This is a genomic window from Corynebacterium cystitidis, assembly GCF_900187295.1.
In the GTDB taxonomy this organism is placed as follows: domain Bacteria; phylum Actinomycetota; class Actinomycetes; order Mycobacteriales; family Mycobacteriaceae; genus Corynebacterium; species Corynebacterium cystitidis.
This window is the reverse complement of the sequence record NZ_LT906473.1, coordinates 596,062-618,879: the sequence shown is the minus strand read 5'-3', so window position 1 is coordinate 618,879 and position 22,818 is coordinate 596,062. Positions and strand designations below refer to the sequence as shown.

The window sequence follows — 22,818 nt, the reverse complement described above, 5'->3', positions numbered from 1 at the left end:
TAATCGTCTGGTAGGAAGCAGATTCAACCCCGACTTCAACCATGGCCCACCGACCAATGACCAATCCAAGCCATCGAGCACTTCAGCTGTCCCCTGAATCTTCGAGCCATTCATCAATGTTCCGAACTCGATAAAAATGGAGCCCATCTTCTCTGCGACTAAGTACCTCACTGCCGAGAACGGAAAGTCCCACTCCCACTAGAGGCCCGAGAGTCGATTCATTCACCTAATCGACAAACCAGACGCTTACCAACGGTGCTGAGTTCTGCCGAGAAAAACGCGGGGAAGCTCGCAGACTGCGAGGCCCACAGGCGGTCGCTGCGTTACTGGCCGAAACCCTCACTGTGCAGCTTTCTCCGATTTTCTTTCTAGGCTGATTCTAATTAGCTGGAAAAGACATTCGCTTAACGACGATCTTCTGCTCCCCGTAGCAAAGACTGTTCTATTTCTTAGTCTGGCGGGAGAAGGACTATACGTCCGCTTATGGGGCGAGCGGATCGCCGGGCATTAGTTTCCAGTATTTAACTTTTATAGCGTCCTAGGCCTTCAATCTATGCCTGATCGCGAATTCCTGCGAGGTGCTCCTGCGAAATCGCAACTGGTGGCTGGTTGATATCTTGCGCTAATCCCAGCAACTTTGCGTTGGCTACTGCAGTGATCTCATCGAGGCGATATCCCATTGCTAAATCGTCGATAGTGCGCTCGTCTACCCCCTCGGCGAGGATTTCTTCGGATAGTTGCCACGCCCCCTGCAGTTCTAACTGGTATTTCGCGGCCCCTTCCACCTCGGTGGCTATATCCAGTTGCACGATAAGGTCACGGTCTTCTTGGATGAACCTCCGCAATTCGATCTCTGATTTCACCTGTCGCGTAGTTTCGCTCTCTGCGTCCGGAGTACCCACACTGTCCACGCTAGATTCATTCATCCCCTCCGCGATGTTCTCAGCGTAGATCTTACGCACAGACCACCGAGCGAAACCTGTCCTGCTGTCGACCATTACCGACCCCTTGTCACATCAACGAGGTCTTGTCCAACCACCATCACGCCTTTCGCCTGTGTAGCCTGGGCATAATAGCCTCGCTTGTGGCTTACAGGGCCGAACTGCTCCTCAAAATGCACGGTGCTCTTTTTCACTTTCTGTGAGGCCTTGTCAGATAAACGCTCGTGTCCGTCGCCTTTCATGCGACGCTCTCGAAGACTTTCCCGTGCAATCGCCTTGAACTTTTCGGCTTCCTCACGCTCGGCCTGAATGGAGGTGTCAAAAACAACATGTCCTATAAAGGCGCCAATGGCTTCGGCGTAGCGCCTAATCGATTCCATTGTGTGGTTCTTCGAGTGGTCCCCCGTCGTGGATTCTAAGCGGGCGATGACACTGCGATCCACGCCCATCTTCTGAGCCACACTTTCTTGCGTCATATTCTTACATTTCCGCAGAGCAGTGAGGTGGTTAAGAAGATTGATGTCGGAGCTCGCGAGGTCCACGCCGAGGCGCAGTGTGGGATCAAGTTCCAGCTTGGCCATGGTGTTTTCTTCCTTTTAGTAACTAAATTAATCATAGCGACGCGCCGTGCATTATATTACACATTTAATTGCTTAGCTGCACATTTTGTTGATCTGGGGTGGGAGGGAAAGTCCACGGCCGATAGGCACGACCATTGTCAGCGCACCAGTTTTTCGCGGCCTCCATTGCGTTGATCATCTGCGCGGTCTGGGCCTTGTCAGTCCGCGCGTTGTCGACGCTTCCATCACGCTTGTAGTAAATCCGCTTCTCCGAAAACTGGGTCACAAGCATTCGATGGGCTGGCTCCCCTGAAACATCGGCGATATCGAAGTAGTAGAGGCGGTAATGGCGAGGGTTCCGCTGAGAGCTACTTTGACGTTGGCTAAGCGAGCTTTGAATTTCTCGGATTTCTCCCATCCATGGCGGGTGATCTACCTGCTGTGCAGCATCGAAACCACTGGGAGCTTCCATGGCTTTTTGGTCTTGGCGAGTAATTGGATGATACCCCTCTCGGTTCCACTGCTTCATATTCGCGTAAATCCAGTTAAATGCGACCGCATCCCGGTTCCGCAGTGCGAGAAAGTTCTGAAGGGCATCGTCTGCCCATTCCCACCGTTCGAGATCGTCAAAAGCCGGATCTCCAGGGATGAGAATATGCGGTTTTGCGGAAAACATAAACTCCTCTCCGAGGCCAGAATTCCCCTCCGACGACCTGTCTTCGTTATCTTGCGACCACTTGTTTAGCTCTCATCGTAACCGGGGTATTGATGAGCAGGAATTTGCAACCAGAAAGGATAGGGCACCGAAGATCTAGTCGCTTATCGACGAGCACTCCGCGGGCGCTTGATCGTCCCGGGCATCTGCGCTACCACCAATACGTTGCTAGATTTAGACGCCGCTGACATCTAGTTGGATCCCGGCCTCGTTGGCCACCAAGGGCAGAGTGTTGTCGACGTTTTCCAAAGTGCCCTCGCCTGTAAGAGCGAAGCGGGCTGAGCCTGGCAGCGTATTTCCGGCAGCACGCGGCCCGTCCAAGACTTGGTAGGAGACCTCCACGGAACCATCCTCGTGGGGTGTCACTGCTGTCACTTGCTCCTGCATGAGTGGTGCCGGCTGAGAAATGGGCCGCCCCTGATGAAAGAACACCACACCTTGGCGCAACGAGTTGCCAGGGCCCACGCCACCGGCAATGACAGACCAACTCAACGGTGCACACGGATCGAAAGCATCCTGGGTGATACTGAATGTGAATTGGTGCCCGCCGGAATCAATGATCGGTAGAGAAGAAATACTGGCCAGCGGATTGGCTGCCGAAGGGTCGCAGGCTTCAGTGGGAGTTGTTGCTCCAACCGGTGAATGTGCTTTGTCTGTGGTCTGTGTGGGCGGCAGTGAGACAAAAGAACTAGGGGCTGCAGAACTGGGTTCCTTAGAACTAGATCCCTGCTGGTGGCTAAGGCCTTCCTCCACCGAGTTTTCTTCAGCTGGGTTTTCTTTCGCTGAGTCTTCGAGAACCGGGCTATCAGTGCTTGCGTTGCAGCCCGCCAAAAGCACTGCACCAGAGACAGTCAGTGCGATGAGCACACGGCGTTTTTTCACAACGATGTCCTTCCTTTCGTCGGAGCATGGCACTGTTTTCCGAATTTCAGTCAGCCGCCGGGGAGAGCGGGATGCGTCGTCGGCAAGCGCACTGGCGCTCAGACAATAGTGTAACGGCTCCGTGGGGTGCTTCCGAGCCCGACAAAATATTGAAAAACATTGTCAAAAGTGTGATAGTTGGAGACGGAAGTCTTGCCAAATGTTGGAAAACTGTCAGAAAGGTACCCCGATACACATGAAGAGGACATGGCTTGTTGGGCTGGTCTCAGCGTTAGCATTGATCAGCCCAACGGTAAGCCCCGTAGGAAGCCCGCTAGCACACGCCGGCCCAGACGACGGAAAAATAGTGGGCACCGAACAGCACATTGACGCCCCCAAAGCATTCTGGGAGGACAACAACTTCAACCTAGAAATCCTCGAAGGTGTCGATCTTCAAGAGGGTGTGCTCTGGGTCGGTAAAACCGAGGATCCCCAGTATTATCAGTACACCCTGCCGGATGAAGGCTTTTTCGATGACTTCGGCGCACCTGGCCAGACGTACTACATGGCACCGCAAAGCGCTTTCATGTTTAACTACCCAATCTGGTGGGGCTATGGTGCAGACACAGGCATACCGACTGAGTCTTTCCGCCATGGCATCGGCGCCTTGGACTTGCTTAGTGTTGAAGGCCCCGGCCAGGTGGAGATGTTCTTCGACCAAGGCCGCCAATTCGGCCCCAAGCGCCAGTTGGGCTCAGGAGACAAGTCCCCACATACGGTGCCCATTGTGAAGGGTACCCACGAACACGCTGCCACCATCTTTACCAAACCGGGGCGCTACGTGCTGGAATACCAAGCCAGCGCGCGCACAGTGGATGGTGAACTGATCCAGTCTGAGCCACAAGATCTGGTAGTGCAAGTCGGCGGTCAACGCCCGAAGGATACGGCCACGCCGAGCCTGCAGCAGCGCTATGATGCCGCCGATAGCGGCGATGCCGCAGCGGCTGGTTACACCTTCTCCGTCGGCCCCGCCGAGGCAGGGAAGAACCTCAGCACCATCTCCTTTAAGGCCGGCAATGGCGCAAACGGCACGTTGACAGTGCTTATCGACGGCTACTTCCTCACCGACCTTGACGTTGTTGACGGGCAGACAGAATGGGATGAGCTCCTCGGGCCAGTCGATTCTCGCCTGCAAGCGGTATTCACCCCGGCAGCGGGGGAAGGCCCGCGGTGGATCTCACCAGAGCTCAGCTACACCGAAGGTGGTAGTGCGCAAGTTTCCTCAGCAGAATCAGCCGAATCCTGGAATGACCGCACCGGTTTTTCGTGGCGCAGCAACTGGAACCTGCCAACTGCTATTTCCACGCCGGAATTTACGGTCACCGCACAACACGTGGCTGGTCGACCAGTGGAGGCTGGTGAGTATGCGAATCCAGATATGGTGAAGATCACTCTGCAGGCTGATCCGCGCTTGCGTGGCTTCATACATGGCGGATTTTATACTGACCCGGATGATGAAAACCCGACGTCTACGATCGAAGGAACCATCGAAGGCGGCAAAGTAGAGCTCTACGGCAACACCTACGACTGGTTAAACGGCACCCAGGTGCGCTTCACTATCACCCCGCACCCAACCATTGATGAGCATGCCACCACCGTAGTACTGACCGATAACTACGAATATGGGAAGAATTTTGAAGGAACCGCCACCTTCGAAACACCCGATTCAGCGGTAGTGCCGCCGGAAATTAGCAAGCCGGAGGGGCCGGACGCGGGGCCAGGCGATGACGGTGCCCAGCAAACGATCCTGCTGGATAAAGGGCACGTAGACATCCTCGCTTTGCAAGAAGACGGCCAGCTTGTTGCCCGCCTCAAAGACGATACTGGGCTTCATGCAAACCAAACGGTGCAGCGGCCGCTAGACCAAGTGGTACTAGTGGTGCGCGACAACGCGTTACAGCAGCGCACCGAGCAGCTGTCCGATGCTAGATTCGATTTCATGGGCGAGGTAGGGCAGATGTTCTACTACCTACCTGAGGCGCAGGACCGAGGAATCATCTGGCCCGGCTACAACACCACGGGCATCAACTACGACGATGTGGATGGGCACGTCACCCTCACTCTCACGCCGCGCACCGTTCCCGAAGGGGCCACCTGGGGAATGTTCAAAGGCAGCGGGCACAACCTGGAGATTCTTACGGATTCTACAGTTGATGACCACAGCATTGAGATTGGCTACCCCGCCCATACTCACGTCAGCTGGGCATTTAGCACACCCGGTGAGTATGTTTTCGATCTAACGTACAGCCTGACCACAAAAGATGGCGAAGTGCTTACATCTGAGCCGGAAGCACTGACCTTTGCCATCGGCAACGCTGCCGCTGCTCAAGCAGGGGCTGAGGTGGAAAACCCTCCAGTAGACCATGAGAAAGACACACCTAGTGATCTACCCCTGCCACCAAAAGGGCAAAGTAATGGTGAGGGCGAGGACCCGAATGCTGATCAGAACACTGGAGAACCTGAAGACAAAAAGGAGAGCAGTACTACGGATCTGATTGGCTCCGCGCACAATTTCTGGAACAGGTATCAGCCATTGTTACTGGTGCTGGTTGGTTTCTTCGGAGGAGTCAGTGCGCTGTGGAGTGTCCTTCCGCTGGTAAAAGCTTTCTTCCAGAATTAGCTGACTACCCTCGGTTCGCGCCTGCCGTACCTTCGGACGACTACACGATAGATCTGATGGGGAAGGACTCCGATCTCACCCCTGATAAGTGGTTCGGATATCGTGTAGTCAGTTCGAACTTTTCATGGTGGGTGCCCTCTGATCGGCGCAGTATTTACCCGCGTAATCCGGCATCGCACGCCCGGATGTGACACCCCAGACGCTTTCCGACGAACACCTCTGAGTCAAGTGAAATGTGTAAGGTCTTCTGTAACGAGGAGGCCGTGAAAGCTCGTAACGGGGCGATCGCAACTATCTAACATCTCTAGCCTGTTTTGTGTAAAAAATGGGACTCAAGGTTCCACCTCGTTGAAAGAGCCCCTGGGCTCTTCGCTTGAGAGCGATATGCGGGGTGGTCACTTTTCCCAGTATCGTGCGTGGCCTTGGTTGAACAGATCGAATTCAGTCCAGTGTGTAGTTCCCTTTAGCTGTTTCTAGTGTTCAGAATCGTCAACTTCCAGTCGCCGGAACAACGACCAAGAGTAGTAGTCTGCTATTTGACCGTTGAGATCCTGCGTAACTGGGTGAAAGAGCACCAGGTTCGTCACGCAGCGGGCACATCACAGGTCGTTCATCGGCCTCAAACAACTCTCGCCGTATTAGCCCATCGCTCCGTTGCCGGATATCATTCATTTCATCGACGAGCTCGGCGATCGCTTCTTTAAACTCATCAAGGCTGTAAAACTGTTGCTGGTCGAAATGCCCCAGGATCTGGGAGTACACGGTTTGTACGGCGCGTTCCACCGCCAGTAATCTGTCCCACGCGAGCAGTTCGTCGGCTGCATCGCGCAGGCTTTCTCATTGTTGCTTATCGACGATCGCCTCCGCCCACTCCACGAACCGCCCCACGACCTCGCGAGTGTCCGCCGTGGGCTACTCGGGCAAGTTGTCCGCGTTAGTAATCGGAAGCGGGCATTCAACGGGGGCGAAAGGGACTGCGTTTAAACGATTCGGGCGCGTTTCAGCCATACCCCATTATGCACAACAAGTACGGCGAGAGCACCAAAATCCGTTAAAGTCTGGCAACGCGTGTGCTGTGCGTCGCTTGACGACGATCACCAGGCTCGCCTTATCAAGAAGAAGCCGTTGACCCTGATTCTTGTTGAAGCAGGTTGGTGGTTACGTGCCTCGAATTCAGCTTATCTCACATGTGAATGTTTCAAGGTTAAATACCCTTTTGCCCATTCTTTGGGAATGCGGTCGAATAAATCATTTCTGTCTTCATTGAAGAGGCTTCCGTCTGAAACTCATGGAGCAGTTCTTCTCCCGAGGTGGATCGGTAGAAGGCTGCATAAGGGTCAAGATAGGAGGCTAAGGTTCTAAAGCGCACTCCTTCTTTCCTTAAAGCGTCAGCAGCTAATGTTGCTAGATAGTTGCGTTCGATCTTATTAGCCGCGAGGTCAGCAACTGTCCGTTCCACAGAAGTTACCGGAAGCCCATCAATACTTACTACGTCTTCTGGCGGTAGATTCCGGTTGCTGTAAATCCTGGTGTCCTCCTGGCTGGTTTGTTTTCTTTTTACGGCGGAAAACGAATGCTTTTTGGGGGATGAGATCACCGATATGATGGAGGCTAGCTGCAGACTCATGCGATACGACAATGAGTGCAGTGCCCTCTCGCCGCTCATCGGGGTATAAACCTGGATCAAGTGCCACCCACGCCGAGCAGATGTCTACAAATGGCCCATGTCGCGAGGAGGGCAGGAGGTACACGCCGCGTCGAGCGCGCTGAAGCACTCCCTCTTCGGCTAAGCGCCCCAACTGTAGGCGGGTAATACCTTCACGCCCTGCTTGCGCTGTGGTGATAATTCCCTACTGATCCGAAGCCAGTGATTCAAGCGCTTCGAGAACCTCCGCTTTTTCATCTACATCACCTCACACTTAGTTTGCATCACTGTTCACTTCATTTGTATCACCCGTATTGATACAAACGAAGCGATTATGCGAGCGCTGACGCCCCCTTGCAGGTTTCCCAGTATCGTTTGCTGACAATTCTAGACGCTTGGTGGCGGAGGCAATTTTTGCAATTCCACTAGGAAGTCGTCCTGCGGACAGCTACTGAAAACAAATTAAACCGGGGATGGTGCTTGGCACGACCCCATTAACTTGCAAAATCAACTGATAGTAGGGTTGGGCAAGAAAGTACGTATCCACGCCGACGAAGGGGCGAATCTTGAACGATAAGCAGATTCAAAAACGCCGACCAAAAGTGTTAAGCAATGCGCGTAATCGATTTGAAGAAGTCAAAGATGTCCTCCCTAATTTGTCGGATCTTGAGCCGGAGGAGGCCGCTAAAAGACTTTTCTTCGAACTCGCCTCTCTCCGCGCAGTTCGGATCGACCGCGAACACTTCCTCCGTACGGAACTGCATAAAGCTGGCATCGGGGAACAGCAGATTGCAGAGTCTCTTGCAACTACTCCGGTTCAAGCCGGAATATCAGCGAAGATTTTAGAAAAGATCGCGCAATCGTCGATCCGTTTTGAAACCAACAGGTCCTCAGCGGCGTCGTTTCTTTTTGGTCTTCCTGGTGGAGTAGCCCTCTTAGCTACCGTCCCAGTAGACACTGCCCAATATTTTGTGCATGCTCTGCGAATAATGCAGAAACTCGCCTATGTGAACGGATGGCAGGATTTCTTTGAAGATTCCCGTTCCATCGACGATGAGACTCTAGCTGAGATCGGTTTACTGATCGGAGTCATGATGGGCATAGGGGGTGCCAACGTGGGCCTCAATCGGTTCCTCACGAGTGTTGCCGCCCCAGAAGTTCAAAAGCGGGTTGCACGACAAGCCTTGACAAAAACCGCCTGGTACCCCACTTTGAAAAGGGTCCTTCGCACGATCGGCATTAGGGTAACCAGAGATAGTGTAGGGAAGGCCGTGGGTAAGGCCGTCCCAGTGGTTGGCGGTGTTGTTTCCGCCAGCGTTACATTTATTGCTCTTCGGACCCAGTCCGATCGGCTGCGCAAGACGCTTCGCAAAGTCGCTCCCCCAGGAGTAGACGCACCAGAGTATTTAAAGGCACTTAACCAGTCCGATGAATCCCAGCAAGGCACCACCAGGTGAAAACCAACCATGAGGGCAAACTATCCCCCACACTCAGAGTTGGAAGCCATCCTAAGCACGCGTATCGACGATTCCACTATCGAGTTCTGTGTAACTTCAGGACCCCCTCGCATATCTAGTTAAGGAATCCGGGATGCTCGATTTTTCGTCGACATCCTCAATAGTGGCGTTACCTCGCATTAAGTATCGGGAATGCGAGCGTTTAAGGTTTTCAAGCGAATCCGAGCAGATGTATGCAACTTCCTCGTGGGGGCCGGTGTGCTGCATTTCAAGGGCCATCCGCCACTCTAGTGCCAAGTGCGGGTTAGTGAAGCGTCGAACGTGCGCTTCACCAGATTTGCGGTGATAGGTGATCAAGAAATCTTCCATCGTTTCGCTCTTTTCTGGGCTCTTTTACCCCACTCTATGCTCCACCCCAGCAGGGAAGTAGAAACGTGCTCTCCTAATTAAACCTGGAGTAATTTTCCCGCCTGTTTCCCTACCAAAATAAGTTTTTTATGAGAAAATAAGTCCATAGCTTAACACCGTTCTGTAAGCAGAAGGCATAAGGCTTGACTCTGCCGTCTTGTTGATTAACCCGTCACCGACGTTAACTAGGAGCGATTTCCGATAGGAGATGCCATGTCTAATCAAACTACTCGCTCCTATGTGGGAACGAAGTCTGACCTTTTCGCTCTAGTCCTTGCCGTACTGACCTTTTGGATGTTTGGCCAATCCATGCTGAATGTTGGCCTCACCGTGGGCACTGACCTAGGCATGTCTTCCGAGCTGACCAACCTTGCTGTCTCAATGGGTTCACTCGTGTGCGGCATGCTGATTGTGATGTGGGGGTCACTGGGTGATACACACGGACGCCTGAAAATGGTGCGCATTGGTAGCTTGCTCAATATTGTGGGGAGTTTACTGATCGCCTTTGCGGCGGGTGCGCCGGGCGGCGTGATGGTACTGCTTGGTCGGGTTTTGCACGGACTAGCCGGTGGCGCGATCACTCCTGCCGCACTCGCACTAGTAAATTCTTACTGGCACGGTGATCAGCGTAGTCGAGCCATTTCTATCGTTTCCATGGGCACTTTCGGTGGGATGGCGTTGTCTTCCATCGTGGGTGGTTTAATCGCTGGCAGCCCACTGACGTGGCGTGGCATCTTCGTAATTTCGGCGCTGCTTTCAGTAGTGGTGATTGTCATGCTCCGCAACACGCCCGATGTGGCCCCGCTGGCAGATTCGGGCAAGAAGCTCGACCTCGTAGGCATTATCTGCCTCGCTGTAGCAATGCTCTCTCTGCAATTCTTCATCACCCTGGGCTCGGCGTTGGGCTGGACTTCTCCTATTACACTCGGCCTGCTTGCGCTGTTCATTGTTGTCACCGTTGTATTCATCCGCCACGAGTTAAAGGCCCAAGATCCTCTCATTGACTTTTCGGTGTTTAGCAACCGCACGTTTACTGGTGCCATAACGGCGAACTTCTTGGTCACTACCTCCGCTGGCATGATCACGATTGCTCTGTGGGTCATGCAGGCCTCCGGCAAAGGCTATGACGCCACTAGGGCCTCCCTGCTCACCATCGGGTATGCGATCTGTGTGTTGGCCTTTATGACCACCGGCGAGCGACTCATGAAGTCTCTGGGCTACCGAACTCCCATGTTGATCGGTTCTTCACTAGTGGTGCTCTCAGTGCTCATGCTGATGTTTACCAACCTCCTGGAGAAGCAGTATGTGATCATTGCAGTGGTTGCGTTTTCGATCTACGGCATCGGCTTGGCACTATTCGCCACTCCTGCGACGACGGCAGCTCTCAACTCCCTGCCACAGGATATCGTGGGTGCTGGCTCGGGCATTTTTAAGATGGCTTCCTCCTTGGGATCTGCGCTCGGTCTGGCTATCGCCTCAACGGTGTTTTCCGCCTTTTCTCAACGCGGTTCCGGTTCCGAAATCGTGGGCCGCATCATTGAATACACTGGTGAGCAGTCGAATGTGGCAGTCCGCGAGGCCGGAACAATGTCTCTATCTACCTTATTAATTGGAGCGATCATCGCGGTTATTGCGATTCGGCTCCTCCTCCCCTCGCACAAACAGCAACAGTCCTGATGCTGTCAGGTGATTTCCTGGATGCCCAAGGCGACTTTAAGCCCGTCGTCTGCGAGCACAATGTTCCTTCGGTTGCCGCTACACCAGTGTGAACCAGTCGGTCCCGATGTGTCCGCGTGCAAGAAGCAATGGAATCTTGGCTCGGTCCGTGTCGGCCCACCCGATGGCTTGTCGACGATAACTCGCCCCACTTCTGCCTGAGGCTGTGTGTCGCAGTGCCCCCAGTGCCACGGTGGACCACTACCACCCTCAGGATAGCGAGTGCTTCGACAATTGTGGTTATGACGCAATTGGCCCCAGACTTTCGCGGTACTGGAGGGATTCATAACGCCTCAGTGGCCTAGATCTCTCGGAGTCGTTGGACAGCCCGGTTCAGGCTAGGGCTAACTGATGCAGCGGTCTTGATGTTCCAGCTTTGCTCTGCGAACTCTATAAGTCTGTCCGCAAAAAGTGGACCCATTCTATGGTCATCCGTGACCATATCGTCGCGGATATCCTTTGGGGAATGTTTCCGGCAGAGTTCGAGCAGAAGTCCCTTTGGGTGGGGGATCTTTTCTGGTTGTTTCGGAATTCTATCTTTTGGAATACGAAAATAGTCAGCGCAACTTTGAGCGTCTGATAAGAGCCATCCCTCGGTCATTGAGTGGACCACACGGAATATAAAATTCGCAGATCCATTCGACGGTGGATCAAATCTTTCGCGAAGCGTGACCGGGCACTGATTGTCAGAATCTCTCAAGATCAGCCATCCTACATCGGTGTATTGTTGGGCGGCACTATGGTAGCCGGAAATTTTTTGGTCTAAGTTCGCCACACCCCGTTTGTTTATCGTGGTGACCGAGATCGTGCCCACAATATTCGAGCAACCTTTTGCGACTCCACTATCTGAACGGCCTTCTGTCACATAGTTGAAAATCATTATTACCTGCTGAACTGAATAAGGGGCCGCAGCTCAATAGGATCGATTAGGCGTTCAACTACATCAGAGTTTGTTAGGCCCGGCGCAGCTAGCAAGGCTTGTGCTTCTGGATTGTCAATCTGGCCGAGGAGCGAAGCAGTAGTACTTTCATCGCCAACCTTTAAGACTAGAACCTCGTTCGGGTGGATACCTTCGTCGTCGAGCAAGTCGGGCGAATGCGTTGTCATAACTACTTGCATAGTAGTGCCCCGTTGCGCGGTTGCCAGCATAGAAGGAAGTACGCGGACAATCGCTGCATTAAGCGAGATTTCTGGTTCTTCTAACAGAAGCAGACCAGAAGTAGTGGATTTGGAGATAACCGCCCAGAGCAACCCGATCAATCTCAAAGTACCATCCGAAAAAGCAGCCTCGTTTTGGTGTGTAGGGCTTTTGCGCCAATTTTTAAAACCTGCGATCAAATGAGGTTGACCAGAAGGATCTGTCTCAAGCTTCAAAGTTTCAAAATCCGGTACAGCAGCGGTCAGGGCGGTCTGAATCTTATCTAACCAAGCATTGCGGGTCTTCTCGGGCGTAGCGTTGATTGCGGCCAAGAATCCTGAACCGTACGGATCGTCAGATTTCGGCCCCTTGTTAGCTTGTCTGATCGCCTGTGGCGAAATGTGGAAATAGCTGATGGAGGCGAAAAAGTCTGCAATAGGCCGAAACGCTCTATTAGAGGCGATCTGTTCAAGATGAGTTTGGGTGAGAAGTTCAGGATCGCTTTCGTCCTCTGTTTGAGGACGATTAAGTATGACTTGACCATCCCTTTTGACCTTCTCTTCACTTACAATTGGCCGATGATTTCCCGCCTGTTCCGACCTAAAAGTCAAGAGGTAACTCCATTGGTGGTCATGATCTTCCAGGTCGACCTGAATCGTGACAGCACCATGGTTGGTATTCCTCGCATTCAGGTTTCGCACAGCGCTCCAACCACCTCGCTCCTCCAACGCCGACGCTAGACCACCACCGGGTTTAGCAACATCGGCCAGGAATCTGAAAATGTCGAGGAAATTTGATTTTCCCGAGGCGTTGGGGCCGACGACGAAAAGGCGATTACCCAGCTCCGCTTCAATAGAGCTGAAGTTGCGCCAGTTAGTTGCATTAATGCGTTTAATTCTCATGTCAGCCTTCACTGCACTTCAAGAGCCTAGAGTGGACTCGGGTCATAATTAGGTGAGGTAAGTAGTTAAATTGTTAACGCTTAGCCTGTTAAGGCACTATTTTAGCATCGCTGCAGCTTGCAGCGGATCGGGTGAACCGACACCAGCACCCAGCCGTTGCGCGATTGGTAGTTGACCGGTAGTTGACCACCGGCCCCAGTTTTCCTGACACCTACACCAGCTATGGTTCCGCTCTTGCCCGCCCACTCCACGCCCACGAATCCGAAGTATCGTTCCGAGGTGTGCCCATGACAGAGACGCGTAACGACGTAGCCGTGAACATTGGCAAGGTGATTTACCAAATCCGCAAAGGGTACAACCTCACCCAAGTTCAGCTCTCAGAACTCGCTGGATTATCAGACAAGACAGTCCGCGATATCGAGCACGGGACAGGCACACCAAGTTTGAATTCGGGACTCGCGGTTCTCAATGTTCTTGGGCTCTGATTTGAGGTAACCGCATAATGGACCTGTCACGACTACCTTTCATGTCAACGCGAATGTGTTCAAAGTGTGACAGCTCGCGGTCAACCTGACCCGAGAAGATTCGGGAAGGGTTACTTTCCGCCACAAGGAAGACTGCTTCAACGGCCCACCCCCAGCCACGCACCTTAGGCATCTAAATGATTCAGTGGCTACACTGATCCCCACATTCCCGTTAATGCCGATTGCCCTATCAAAGGAGACCGGCTTATGCCTAGGATCACTATTTCTTTCGGAGTTATCCTCATTACTCTCGGCATTGTCGCATATTTTGCCACCGGAATGGTCAGCTGGACCACCCTCATCCCGTCAACCTTGGGGGCTGTCATCGCTATTTTTGGTGCCATTGGTATCAAGCAACCTAAGGTCGGCATCCACATAGCACTTGTTGTCGCGATTCTCGGGGTCCTCGGCACCCTCCGAAGCGTCCTCCAGCTAGGGGCAGTTTTTTGCAGGGACAGCGGAACGCCCAGCAGCCGTCGTCGTTAGCGCAATCACTTTCGTTCTGTTGCCGATTTATCTTGTGCTGGGCTCGTGTACCCGTAGTTCCTCGTAAACCTGTGGCGGAAAGTAGCACTCCTGGCCATGAAATAACCGTTCCAGCACGTCGAGTACTCCTGCCTGAGCTGCGTGCGACAGTGGCCCAGTGTCGATGACGAAAACACCCATTAATTAAATACCAAGTGCTTCGTTAATTGTTTTAAGTTGCGCCCGGCTACGCTTTCGTGGCGTCCGCTTCGGAAGGTGTGTCTCGTCAACCAAGTTGAGCAACGAATCCAGAGCGGCCCCCGTGGTGATCCTGCGGTCTTGGAAAGCCTTAAGCACTGCCACTTTATAGACTTGGGGTATTTCAGGCACGTCACGGACCAGTGGCAGTTCAATCCCGAGAACTTCAAAATCGCCCTTGGTGGGAGTGTCTTGCGCTAGTGCTTCACGACGATCAGCCGCTAATAAGTCCAAGTGTTGCAGGTGAAGGAGTGTGGACGACCAACTCGTGCCACACTCCGCCGAAATGAAGATCGCTGTGTCTCTTTCTGTGTATTTCCGGCGCGCTTCGCGCCATCGACGTGCTAGAAAACTTCGTGGCATCAGCAAGTACGCGGCGAAGGAATTAACCATCTGTTCTTGGCTTCCACCGTGGTCACAGGTGGAATATGGGTCGCCGAATAACCAATGCCCAAGTTCATGGGCAAGAGTAAACCTCGCCCTGGAGTTCGTCGTATTGCTATTGACAAGGGCCACCGCAGGGCCGCGCTCTTGCTCGTCTTCTCCCGTGTCTATCTCAACCATTGAGCCGTCGAACCTGACTTACACAATTGGGTTTAGTCCCCCGGTTTGTGTTGGGTGAGGGTGTTGATTAGTTGTTGGTCTTTTGGTGTTATTGCGGGTGGGATGGTTATGCGGGTGTTGTTGATTTCGATTGTGCTGTGGCGGTAGGTGCTGAGGCGTTGGACTAGTTTCGGGGCGGTGGTGTTGGTGGTCAGGTAGATGTGTTTTGACAGGGCTAGGGCGGCGAAGACAACGGTGATGTGTGCGGTGATAGCGGTTTCGGTGTGGTGATACATTGGGCGCGCATCAAGGTCTGTTTTCGCCATTCGAAAGGCCTGCTCGATGTGGTAGAGCTGGTGATAAAACCCGATGATCTGACTGCCGTCTACCTGTTGGGCATCGATACTGGTGACATAGCCTTTCCATCCTGCTAAACCCCGGGCTTGAGCAAAGGTTTGTCCGTTGATGACAAACTGCCCGTTTTTCTTGGCCACAAATCTCGGTAGGCGTGCTGAGCGTTTCTTGGTGGCTATCTCGTGTGCTTTCTGGCGTTGTTTATCTAGCGAGCTGATGTCGTAGCGGTAGCGTTTGGCACTAAACCCGATCACCGCACGTCGCTGTATAGCCTGTGTACCTGTTCCCATTGTTTTGGTGGTTTCAACGATGGCACCATCATGAGCATCGATACTGTCCTCGTCATCGGGATCAAGTGTGATGTCGTAGGGCGCTTTTTTCAGTCGGTCAGCAACAATGTAGTCAATACCCTCGGCATCAAGTGCATCTAGGTTTTTTGCTGATAGCATCGCCGCGTCAGCAACAACGACGACACCAACAAGATCATGGGCTTGGATATAGGCGTTGATCATCGGGATCAATGTTGTTGTTTCGGCTGTTTTACCGTGAAAAAATTCCACGTGAAGCGGGAACCCTTCCAGATGAGGGTGTCAAGTTGTTTGTGTGTGGGGTTGATTTTATAGGTAGTTTTGGAAGCGGTCGGGGTAGGCTACGGACATTTGGTTGATGGCTTGTTTCCACCCTGCCACGCGTGCACCTTCTATGAGGCGTCCGGCTGTGGCAGCAACCTTTTTGCCTTCTTTGGCTCGTTTGGCGGCACGGCGATCTTCGATATTGCAGATCATCAACCACAGCGTCTTGACTGCGGATTCATCGTTAGTGAACTGCACCCTATTACGGGTGGCTTTACGTAGTTGATTGTTAAACGATTCAATCGAATTCGTCGTGTAGATCACCTTCCTCGCTGCTGGCGGGAACTGTAGAAACGGTATAAACCGATCCCACGCATCGCGCCACACTTTCACTGATTGCGGATATTTCTGCCCCAGCTCAGTTGCAGCAAAGTGTTCTAACGCTTGCGCTGCCTGGTCCTCATCAGCAGCGGTGTAGATCTGCTTTAAAGCCGCTGATACTGCTTTACGGTCCCCGTACGCAACCCACCGGTTGGCTGCCCTGATCAGGTGGACGATACAGGTTTGAACCATCGAGTTCGGCCAGGTCGCTTCGACTGCTTCTGGCAGGCCTTTCAACCCATCACAGCACACGATGAAAACGTCTTTAACACCCCGGTTAGCCAGGTGGGAACAGACCTGTGCCCAGAACGAGGCTCCTTCTTCTTTGGCAATCCAAATACCCAGGATGTGCTTAATACCGTCCATATCCACCCCGATAGCCAGATAAGCAGACTTGTTGACCACTCGCCCACCATCACGGACTTTGATACGCAGTGCATCGAGGAACACCACGGGGTAGAACTCATCTAGCTGGCGGCTTTGCCACTGCAGTACTTCGTCGAGCACTGCATCAGTAACCGCAGAGATCGTCTCATGCGACACATCGATCTTCAAGGCTGTGGCTAGGTGGTGTTGGATATCACGGATGGTCATCCCACCGGCATACAAACTAACGATCATGTCATCGACATCGGTCAGGCGACGTACTCCTTTAGGCACCATCGTCGGAACAAACGTCCCCTGCCGATCACGGGGCACATCAATGGTGACAGGCCCATAGTTAGAATCCACGGTCTTTGGATAGCTGCCATTGCGGTGGTTATCAGCCCGAGCAGCGTTTTTGGCTGCCCTGTCACCAGACTGATAGCCGAGGTGGACATCCATTTCCGCCTGCAATGCTGCCGATAGCGAGGCTTGCAGCATGCCCCTGACCAGTTCATTGGCATCCGTAGTAGAGGTTGCAAGCTCCTTGATGATTTTAGCTACCTCAGGATTGGCAAGCAGTTTCTCCTCAATAGCATCAATCCGAGCTTTATCCTCTGGATCACGTCGCGTCATAGTCGTCATTGTGGTTCATCTCCTCATGCAGGATCGGTATCCCACACACAAACCATCTGACACCATCTTCCAGATCAGTAATCAGGCCGACCACGATCTGAGGATCAACACGGCGTTCTTTGCTCATCCCAACTTTGCGTAGCTCGTCTTCTTTCGGTGTCTCAAAATACAAGGTGGTCACGTCATATAACACCATTGTCACCTGATGACGTGAACGCACATAACGATGACATGCAGCACCAATACGAGCCCGATAATCATTTTTAACAGCACGTTTTAGTGTGTTGTACCAGGTATTAACATGCCGGGAAGGCTGACCAAGACCTGTCAGTACCCGCCCTACCTGGGCTTTTGAGGTTGGCTCAACAATCCGGGCAATAACCATCGCCTGAAACGAGGGATCATCAATCCCGAAATCCAACACATCCCACACCCGCGCAAGCACCTGCCACAACACTTTATTCGCAGTATCAACCACCCGAGCCTGCCCATCCCGACTACCCGATAACCGATCACCAGCACCCGAATCCTGGGCAGCATGCACCGACTCGGTGTGTGTCTGAACCGCACCAAGATCAAGTTCCTGCTGATCAACACTGTCATCACGGTGACGATAATCAGCAAAATCATCCATCACCGGGATACGCCGATCATCACCTACACCTTCAAGCGGCAACGATAACTGCTGGCCACGGCCTAAAAAAGACTCCGCAGCTAAATACAACACCGCCAACTGCCCATCATCATGAGCAGACCCAAAATGCTTAATCACCTCAGTACGCCCACCAACTTTTCGTACTACTTGCACACTCACCGCCCCCGAAGCAGTACGAGCACACTTAATAGACGCCACCCGCTAACCCTATCACCCCAATTAGTCCCCCAACACCCACCCAACAAAAAACAAACCCCAAGGTCAAACCAAAATCACACCCCTAGAACACATGTTCTTGTGGAAGTCAGGTCGAAGGGCGAGTTTGTGGATGCTAGCGCGAACGGGAGCATTCCAAACGATTCACACAGTGCCCCGAGATCATCTAACGGCCCCTGTCCTAGGCCCGCAGCTTCGCGGACACGTTGGGAAAGTAGTTATGTGTCATCGTGCGTTCTCGGAAAGTCATAGACCGTGCGTCGCCTCGCACGGATTACCCCGATGTCCACGAGCCTGGACACGATGAAGACAATTTTTTCCAAGGCCACGTTGAAGTCTGTGCTTCCTTTTGAGTGCAAGGTGGCTCGCCTGCTTGCCACCACTGGAGGGGTGTTGCGCAAGAACCATCCAATAGGTAAGTCAAGTGCTTCAGTGATAGCTGACAGCTCTACCGCTTTAACGTGGCGTTTGCCATTCTCAATTCGCGAAATATCGGTGCGGTTAAGCGATACCTGATTTGCTAACCATTGTTGCTCTTTACCGCGCAGTTCTCTGGCTTCTCGGATGCGCGCCACGATCACCTCTGTCATATCCGACATTTCTCCCATATGTGCGATATTCGCACATTCGCGAGTTTACGTTTGGCATTAACCCCGAATGTGGCGCCAGGGCACAGCCACAACAGCGCAATCACCCTTCCGATGTACCGTACAGAGCCTGAATGCGGATAGTGCCTCAAACAAATGAGCGTGTGACCTGCCATCGGTCGTAGCGCCCGTACTGCCCACGCCTTGTGTCCCAGTTTTACCGAATATTCTCTAACCTCACCTTGCGGAAGTACCCGTCGTGGGAATCAACTTCTCCAGACACGTCCTTGTTTACTACAGGTCCCGCGTCTACTCCCTCAATCCCAACAAGGCCGGCAGCTTTGATCAAACCAGCATGAGCACCACGGAATGCCATCTTCAACACCTGGTCGTTCCGTGAGTGGTAGTTGATCACCGGAGCCCCCAATTTCCCTAATCCAACAGCGCTCCTGCCCGTTCCGAATGCGGCCCCCAGCAGGTGCACACCGTGAACAAGGTTCGGGCCCACGCCAGCTATTCCCAGTTCTTCAGTAGCCCGGGCCATTAACCGCCCGCCGAGGCTATGCCCCACGAGAACGAACCCCTCCTCTGCGTCGGTGCGAGCTATCAAAGCTGCAATTGTCTTTCCTGCTTGTTCGCTTCTATTGATGGCAGTTGTCCATGGGTTAGTCAAGATTGAGGCTGCAAACTGAATTCCTGCCACAGGATTTAGCTGCTTTGCTGCCAACTTTGTAGCTTGCTTAGCGACAGTGACGAACAGTCGCTTTCCCTGAGCCGTAGCCAGGTTAGATAGTCCAAAGGCGGTCAATGCGCGAAGCTCCTTCGCGCCCCAAGTAACGCGATAGATTGGTGAATCTGGATACGCCGTATCAATCAGAGCGACCCAATCATCGGTTTCTTCTGTCTTCTCGGTGAGCCAGCCGCTCGCATAAACCACCGTCGGCCCCGAGCCTCCTCGGATCTTCCTGATCCCAAATGACTTATCGTCACGCGTATATGCCCCTACTACCCGGTTTCCTGTAGCTCCTCCGACCGCAGTACCCGTCATCGCGATCACAAGTTTTCCGCCCGCCATTCCCAATCCACCAGCGGTTTTCGCTCCTCCGGCAATCAAGGCAAGACCGTAATTCTGCGCCACCACACCCGAATACCCGGCAACGGCACCAATAGCCCCACCAATCGCCGGTGCCGCAGCCGCAAAGAAAGGTGTTAGCAATAACCCCGCACCTACTACCCCCGCGCCGACCTTAGTCACCAGCGACATGTTCTTTGCCCGGGGTTCCCAGATCTTCTTCCAATCGCTAAGTTCAGCAATACGCTCATGCTGTCGGTCGAAGTCGGGCATAGAGTTGTCATGTTCGGCGCACCAAGCGCCTGCATCAGCTGGCCCCAGGCTGCGCAGCGCAAAATGCTCGCAACCAGGTAATCGACAACGTCTGGTTGCTCCACCACAGTTGCTGCAGCTGTATGACGGCACCCAGGTCTTTGGTGTTGCTATCTTCTTGTGCACAGAGAACACGCAGCAAACTGAGCACCACCCCTGCTTATCGCCTTCTTCGTCAAATCCGAAGGCTAATAGTTCGGCATACCCCTGCAGTGTCTTTTTCGCGTTCTTAACGCTCTTGTCGAGTTCTTTTCGCTTCTTCCTTCGCTGCCGTTCCTCTTTCTTGCGTGCCTTTTCCTCTTGCTTTCCTCCGCAGTCCCCCTCATCCACGACATTGTCTGCCTCCCCATCCGCGACATCGTCGGCGTCCTCATCGGCGCGAACCGCTAGGGCGATGTCATCCCACTCGTCTACGTCGAGCTCCTCATCTGGGCGCTGCGCCATAAGGGTCCGGTTTGCGTAGTCGAGCATGCACGCCTGAATCATAGGGTTGGAAGTTATGTTCGCAGCCCCTCGGTATTTCGGTTCACCGAGGCGTGTGTCCCAGTCCAACTCAATTTTCGACAGATCTGGGAACTCCACAGTGACAATAATCCGAGAGAGATCCACTTCTCGGAATGTGACTTCCGCAGCCATTATGCCTCCTAAATCTATATGCCGCGGGCAAACGTCCGCCCCCACAGTGCAAATCCTTTGCTCACCACATTCAAGCTGTTAAATTGGAGTTACGACGAGCCGGTTACCGGAGCGTTTTGTGAGTCGCCGCGCCAGCGCCCCTATTTCCAGTTCACCACCACGGCGTAGTCCTCTTGCTCTGTGCCTTCTGCCAAGGCCTCAACATGGGCGATCATGAGTTGCTCCACGCGCTTCTCTGCCCTATCGAGTAGTCCTGCTTCTATCGCTTGGTCTTGCGCAACGCGTTTTTCCTCGGCGATGAATTGGGTGAAATCTTGGATTTCCACCTGGTTGAAGGGGTTCATGGATTGGTCGTATACCACAATTGAGTCTGGATCGATTTCCGCGGAAGTAACTTGCACCGCAGGGACAGTAAGGGTGACCCGACCCGCCGGGTTGTCAATGTCCACGTCGATGGCTTCAAAGTCCGCAACTCCGGCTTTTACCACACCGGAGTATGTGAGCAGATATGAATTGCCGGTTAGTGGCACGTTTCGCCCGAATAGGGACCGGCCCGGATCTTCGCGTTTGCCCACGTTGGTGTAGTTGTACTCTTCAACCGATAACTCGGCTATTTCCTCGAACTCAACTTCCACCGTGCTCCGCGTAACAACCGGTTCTTGCTCGCCTTCCTCTGCGCGAGTCCCAAGCCAATATGCCACCAAGACCGCCCCTACAATCAACAGAATGACAAAGACCGTACGTACAATCCAGCGAACTTTACCCATGATCGCAGCTTACATTACGGTACTTTTCAGGCTAAGTTGACCCAGCAAATACCCGAAACACACCGCCAGCCCTAATCACCGCGCTGCAGATCAATCGCCCCGAAGTATCCATGATGGTCTGATACAACACCAGAGCAATCCACCTGCTCTACTGCGGCATCAGATTCCTTAAAGCCCGCCAGACCAGCCGGTTGGGCGCCAAAGTTTGCTATTGGATACAGGTGGCGCAGGATGTCGTCGTGAAGCGAGAAGTAGTTGAACACTTTCCCCTTTACCGCGCTGGCCAGGAGTGCGTGCCCGGATTGCGCTGGCAACGCAGCGGCCAGTAGGTGAACAGCCGTCGGTTGCTTTCCGGTATCTGCCGACCCTTAAGCGATAGCAACTTCAGCCATCACGGCGGCACCGAAGCTATGCCCCACCAGAACAACGCCGTGCTCAAAGTGGGTACTCGTGAGAATATTGGCCAGGGTCCAGCCTGCTTGAACAGCCCACGTCTGGGCATCGTGCCACTCAGTGTTCGTCACTCCAGGCACCCATGACACCGGGGCGGCCGGCCCAAACAGGCGCTCCTGGGATTTTTGAACAGCTGCAAGGCCGTTTCTCTTGGCCAATTCTTTGGAGACTCGCTTGAAAGGCTGCGCCGCCCAGCGGAGCCGATAGACCGGCGAGTGCGGATACTGCGTATCGATCAGTTGCTGCCATGCCCGCTTATCATTACCGTCCGCAGTTACCCCGCCGGCATAAATGACGGGTATGCCAGGCCCAGCACGCTTCTTCTCAATGTGAAAGGTCCGGTCCTTCAGCAGGTAGGCGGTGGCCACCCGTTGACCAACAGCCCCGCTAGCTTACGCACCGACGGTGGTGGCTAACCCTTTTCCGCCGGTGATCCCAAGCCCGCAAGCATCCTCAGTTCCACCGTCTAGTAAGGCCACGCCGAGGTGCTGTACCACGTACTGCGGCATGCTCACAACCTGGTGCAGCGCACTGACTAGTGAGCATTCCGCACGCGATGCAGTAAAATGCCGGTTCCCACAACCGTGGTACGTCGAGCTTTAAGTGCATGGAATGCTTCAAACATGCAGAGCACCACGCGTGGCGTTGTTCGCCTCTTTCATTGGTGCCGGATTGCAAAACTCGAGCAAAGTCCACGAGGGCATATTGGGCCGCATCAGCGGTGGCACGCAGGGTTTTCATTGCCTCTGCGCCCCGGCCTGCTTCCGAGAGCGCTGCTTCGATCAGGTTGTTTTTGAGGAAGTGAAGGTTGGCATAAACGGTACGGCTGATCTTGGCGTGGGTAGGCGAAGTCGCGTAGCTCTTCGCCCAGGCTGGGCCATTCCATCTCTACTGTGAAGCCGTCTTTCAAGGCAAGAATTGCGGCCACTCCATGATCGCCTTGGAGGCGCAAGAAGATATCTAACGAGTTTCGGAGTAGAACCACGCGTTTCCCCCCTTTG

19 protein-coding genes and 2 pseudogenes are annotated in these 22,818 nt (G+C 53.5%); 5 read left to right on the top strand and 16 right to left on the bottom strand.

Features of this window, described 5'->3' with window-relative positions; translation table 11 throughout:
* Positions 1–551: 551 nt before the first annotated feature.
* From CKV99_RS02925 to CKV99_RS02910, 4 genes are all read right to left on the bottom strand, one after another.
* Positions 552–998: a hypothetical protein gene (locus CKV99_RS02925; protein WP_092260288.1), complete on the bottom strand. Its 447-nt coding sequence runs from the start codon at positions 996–998 to the stop codon at positions 552–554.
* Complete coding sequence (locus CKV99_RS02920) at positions 998–1,522, bottom strand: helix-turn-helix domain-containing protein (RefSeq protein ID WP_092260286.1); 525 nt, start codon at positions 1,520–1,522, stop codon at positions 998–1,000. The genes CKV99_RS02925 and CKV99_RS02920 overlap by 1 nt, the downstream gene beginning before the upstream one ends.
* Positions 1,523–1,586: 64 nt before the next feature.
* Positions 1,587–2,177 carry a hypothetical protein gene (locus CKV99_RS02915; RefSeq protein WP_092260284.1) on the bottom strand — a complete coding sequence of 197 codons (591 nt, stop codon included), beginning with the start codon at positions 2,175–2,177 and terminating at the stop codon, positions 1,587–1,589.
* 213 nt (positions 2,178–2,390) lie between these two features.
* Positions 2,391–3,098, bottom strand: coding sequence for an LppP/LprE family lipoprotein (locus CKV99_RS02910; protein ID WP_157728368.1), 708 nt, complete (start codon positions 3,096–3,098; stop codon positions 2,391–2,393).
* 235 nt (positions 3,099–3,333) lie between these two features.
* Here CKV99_RS02910 and CKV99_RS02905 point away from each other — a divergent pair, with 235 nt between their 5' ends.
* On the top strand, positions 3,334–5,757 hold the full coding sequence (locus tag CKV99_RS02905) for a choice-of-anchor M domain-containing protein (protein ID WP_169872596.1): 2,424 nt from the start codon (positions 3,334–3,336) through the stop codon (positions 5,755–5,757).
* 489 nt (positions 5,758–6,246) lie between these two features.
* Here CKV99_RS02905 and CKV99_RS14685 read toward each other — a convergent pair whose 3' ends face one another.
* Positions 6,247–6,540, bottom strand: coding sequence for a hypothetical protein (locus CKV99_RS14685; RefSeq protein WP_092260278.1), 294 nt, complete (start codon positions 6,538–6,540; stop codon positions 6,247–6,249).
* A gap of 421 nt (positions 6,541–6,961) precedes the next feature.
* A complete protein-coding gene (locus CKV99_RS14680; RefSeq protein ID WP_231910151.1) occupies positions 6,962–7,384 on the bottom strand; it encodes a hypothetical protein in 423 nt (140 codons plus the stop codon).
* 584 nt (positions 7,385–7,968) lie between these two features.
* Here CKV99_RS14680 and CKV99_RS02885 point away from each other — a divergent pair.
* A complete protein-coding gene (locus CKV99_RS02885) occupies positions 7,969–8,859 on the top strand; it encodes a hypothetical protein (RefSeq protein WP_092260274.1) in 891 nt (296 codons plus the stop codon).
* A gap of 621 nt (positions 8,860–9,480) precedes the next feature.
* A complete protein-coding gene (locus CKV99_RS02875; RefSeq protein WP_092260270.1) occupies positions 9,481–10,944 on the top strand; it encodes an MFS transporter in 1,464 nt (487 codons plus the stop codon).
* A 921-nt stretch (positions 10,945–11,865) separates the two neighbouring features.
* Here CKV99_RS02875 and CKV99_RS02865 read toward each other — a convergent pair.
* Positions 11,866–13,023: an AAA family ATPase gene (locus tag CKV99_RS02865; RefSeq protein WP_092260386.1), complete on the bottom strand. Its 1,158-nt coding sequence runs from the start codon at positions 13,021–13,023 to the stop codon at positions 11,866–11,868.
* 287 nt (positions 13,024–13,310) lie between these two features.
* On the opposite strand from CKV99_RS02865, the gene CKV99_RS02860 reads away from it, so the two are divergent.
* Together CKV99_RS02860 and CKV99_RS02855 are read left to right on the top strand one after the other, a co-directional pair.
* Positions 13,311–13,508 carry a helix-turn-helix domain-containing protein gene (locus CKV99_RS02860; protein ID WP_092260384.1) on the top strand — a complete coding sequence of 66 codons (198 nt, stop codon included), beginning with the start codon at positions 13,311–13,313 and terminating at the stop codon, positions 13,506–13,508.
* Between the two features lie 246 nt (positions 13,509–13,754).
* Positions 13,755–14,033 carry a hypothetical protein gene (locus tag CKV99_RS02855; protein ID WP_197697205.1) on the top strand — a complete coding sequence of 93 codons (279 nt, stop codon included), beginning with the start codon at positions 13,755–13,757 and terminating at the stop codon, positions 14,031–14,033.
* Positions 14,034–14,216: 183 nt separating this feature from the next.
* On the opposite strand, the gene CKV99_RS02850 is transcribed toward CKV99_RS02855, so the two are convergent.
* The 9 genes and pseudogenes from CKV99_RS02850 to CKV99_RS02810 all read right to left on the bottom strand — a co-directional run bounded on the left by CKV99_RS02850 (position 14,217) and on the right by CKV99_RS02810 (position 22,185).
* A complete protein-coding gene (locus CKV99_RS02850; protein WP_092260266.1) occupies positions 14,217–14,834 on the bottom strand; it encodes an ImmA/IrrE family metallo-endopeptidase in 618 nt (205 codons plus the stop codon).
* A gap of 32 nt (positions 14,835–14,866) precedes the next feature.
* A pseudogene (locus CKV99_RS02845) lies at positions 14,867–15,748 on the bottom strand (IS1634 family transposase); the annotation flags it as partial.
* Positions 15,749–15,784: 36 nt separating this feature from the next.
* On the bottom strand, positions 15,785–17,119 hold the full coding sequence (locus tag CKV99_RS02840; RefSeq protein WP_197697175.1) for an IS256 family transposase: 1,335 nt from the start codon (positions 17,117–17,119) through the stop codon (positions 15,785–15,787).
* A gap of 73 nt (positions 17,120–17,192) precedes the next feature.
* Positions 17,193–17,972: pseudogene (locus CKV99_RS15150) on the bottom strand (IS1634 family transposase); the annotation flags it as partial.
* Between the two features lie 236 nt (positions 17,973–18,208).
* The gene (locus tag CKV99_RS02830; RefSeq protein ID WP_092261122.1) at positions 18,209–18,598 is read right to left on the bottom strand and encodes a helix-turn-helix domain-containing protein; all 390 of its coding nucleotides are present in this window, start codon (positions 18,596–18,598) and stop codon (positions 18,209–18,211) included.
* 196 nt (positions 18,599–18,794) lie between these two features.
* Positions 18,795–20,597, bottom strand: a complete 1,803-nt coding sequence (locus CKV99_RS02825) for a DUF726 domain-containing protein (RefSeq protein WP_092261124.1) — start codon at positions 20,595–20,597, stop codon at positions 18,795–18,797.
* Between the two features lie 140 nt (positions 20,598–20,737).
* Entirely contained in the window at positions 20,738–21,364 is a 627-nt protein-coding gene (locus CKV99_RS02820; RefSeq protein ID WP_092261125.1) for a DUF4230 domain-containing protein, read from the bottom strand.
* Between the two features lie 71 nt (positions 21,365–21,435).
* Complete coding sequence (locus CKV99_RS02815; protein ID WP_092261127.1) at positions 21,436–21,627, bottom strand: hypothetical protein; 192 nt, start codon at positions 21,625–21,627, stop codon at positions 21,436–21,438.
* A gap of 105 nt (positions 21,628–21,732) precedes the next feature.
* On the bottom strand, positions 21,733–22,185 hold the full coding sequence (locus CKV99_RS02810; RefSeq protein ID WP_092261128.1) for a hypothetical protein: 453 nt from the start codon (positions 22,183–22,185) through the stop codon (positions 21,733–21,735).
* Positions 22,186–22,818 lie beyond the last annotated feature (633 nt).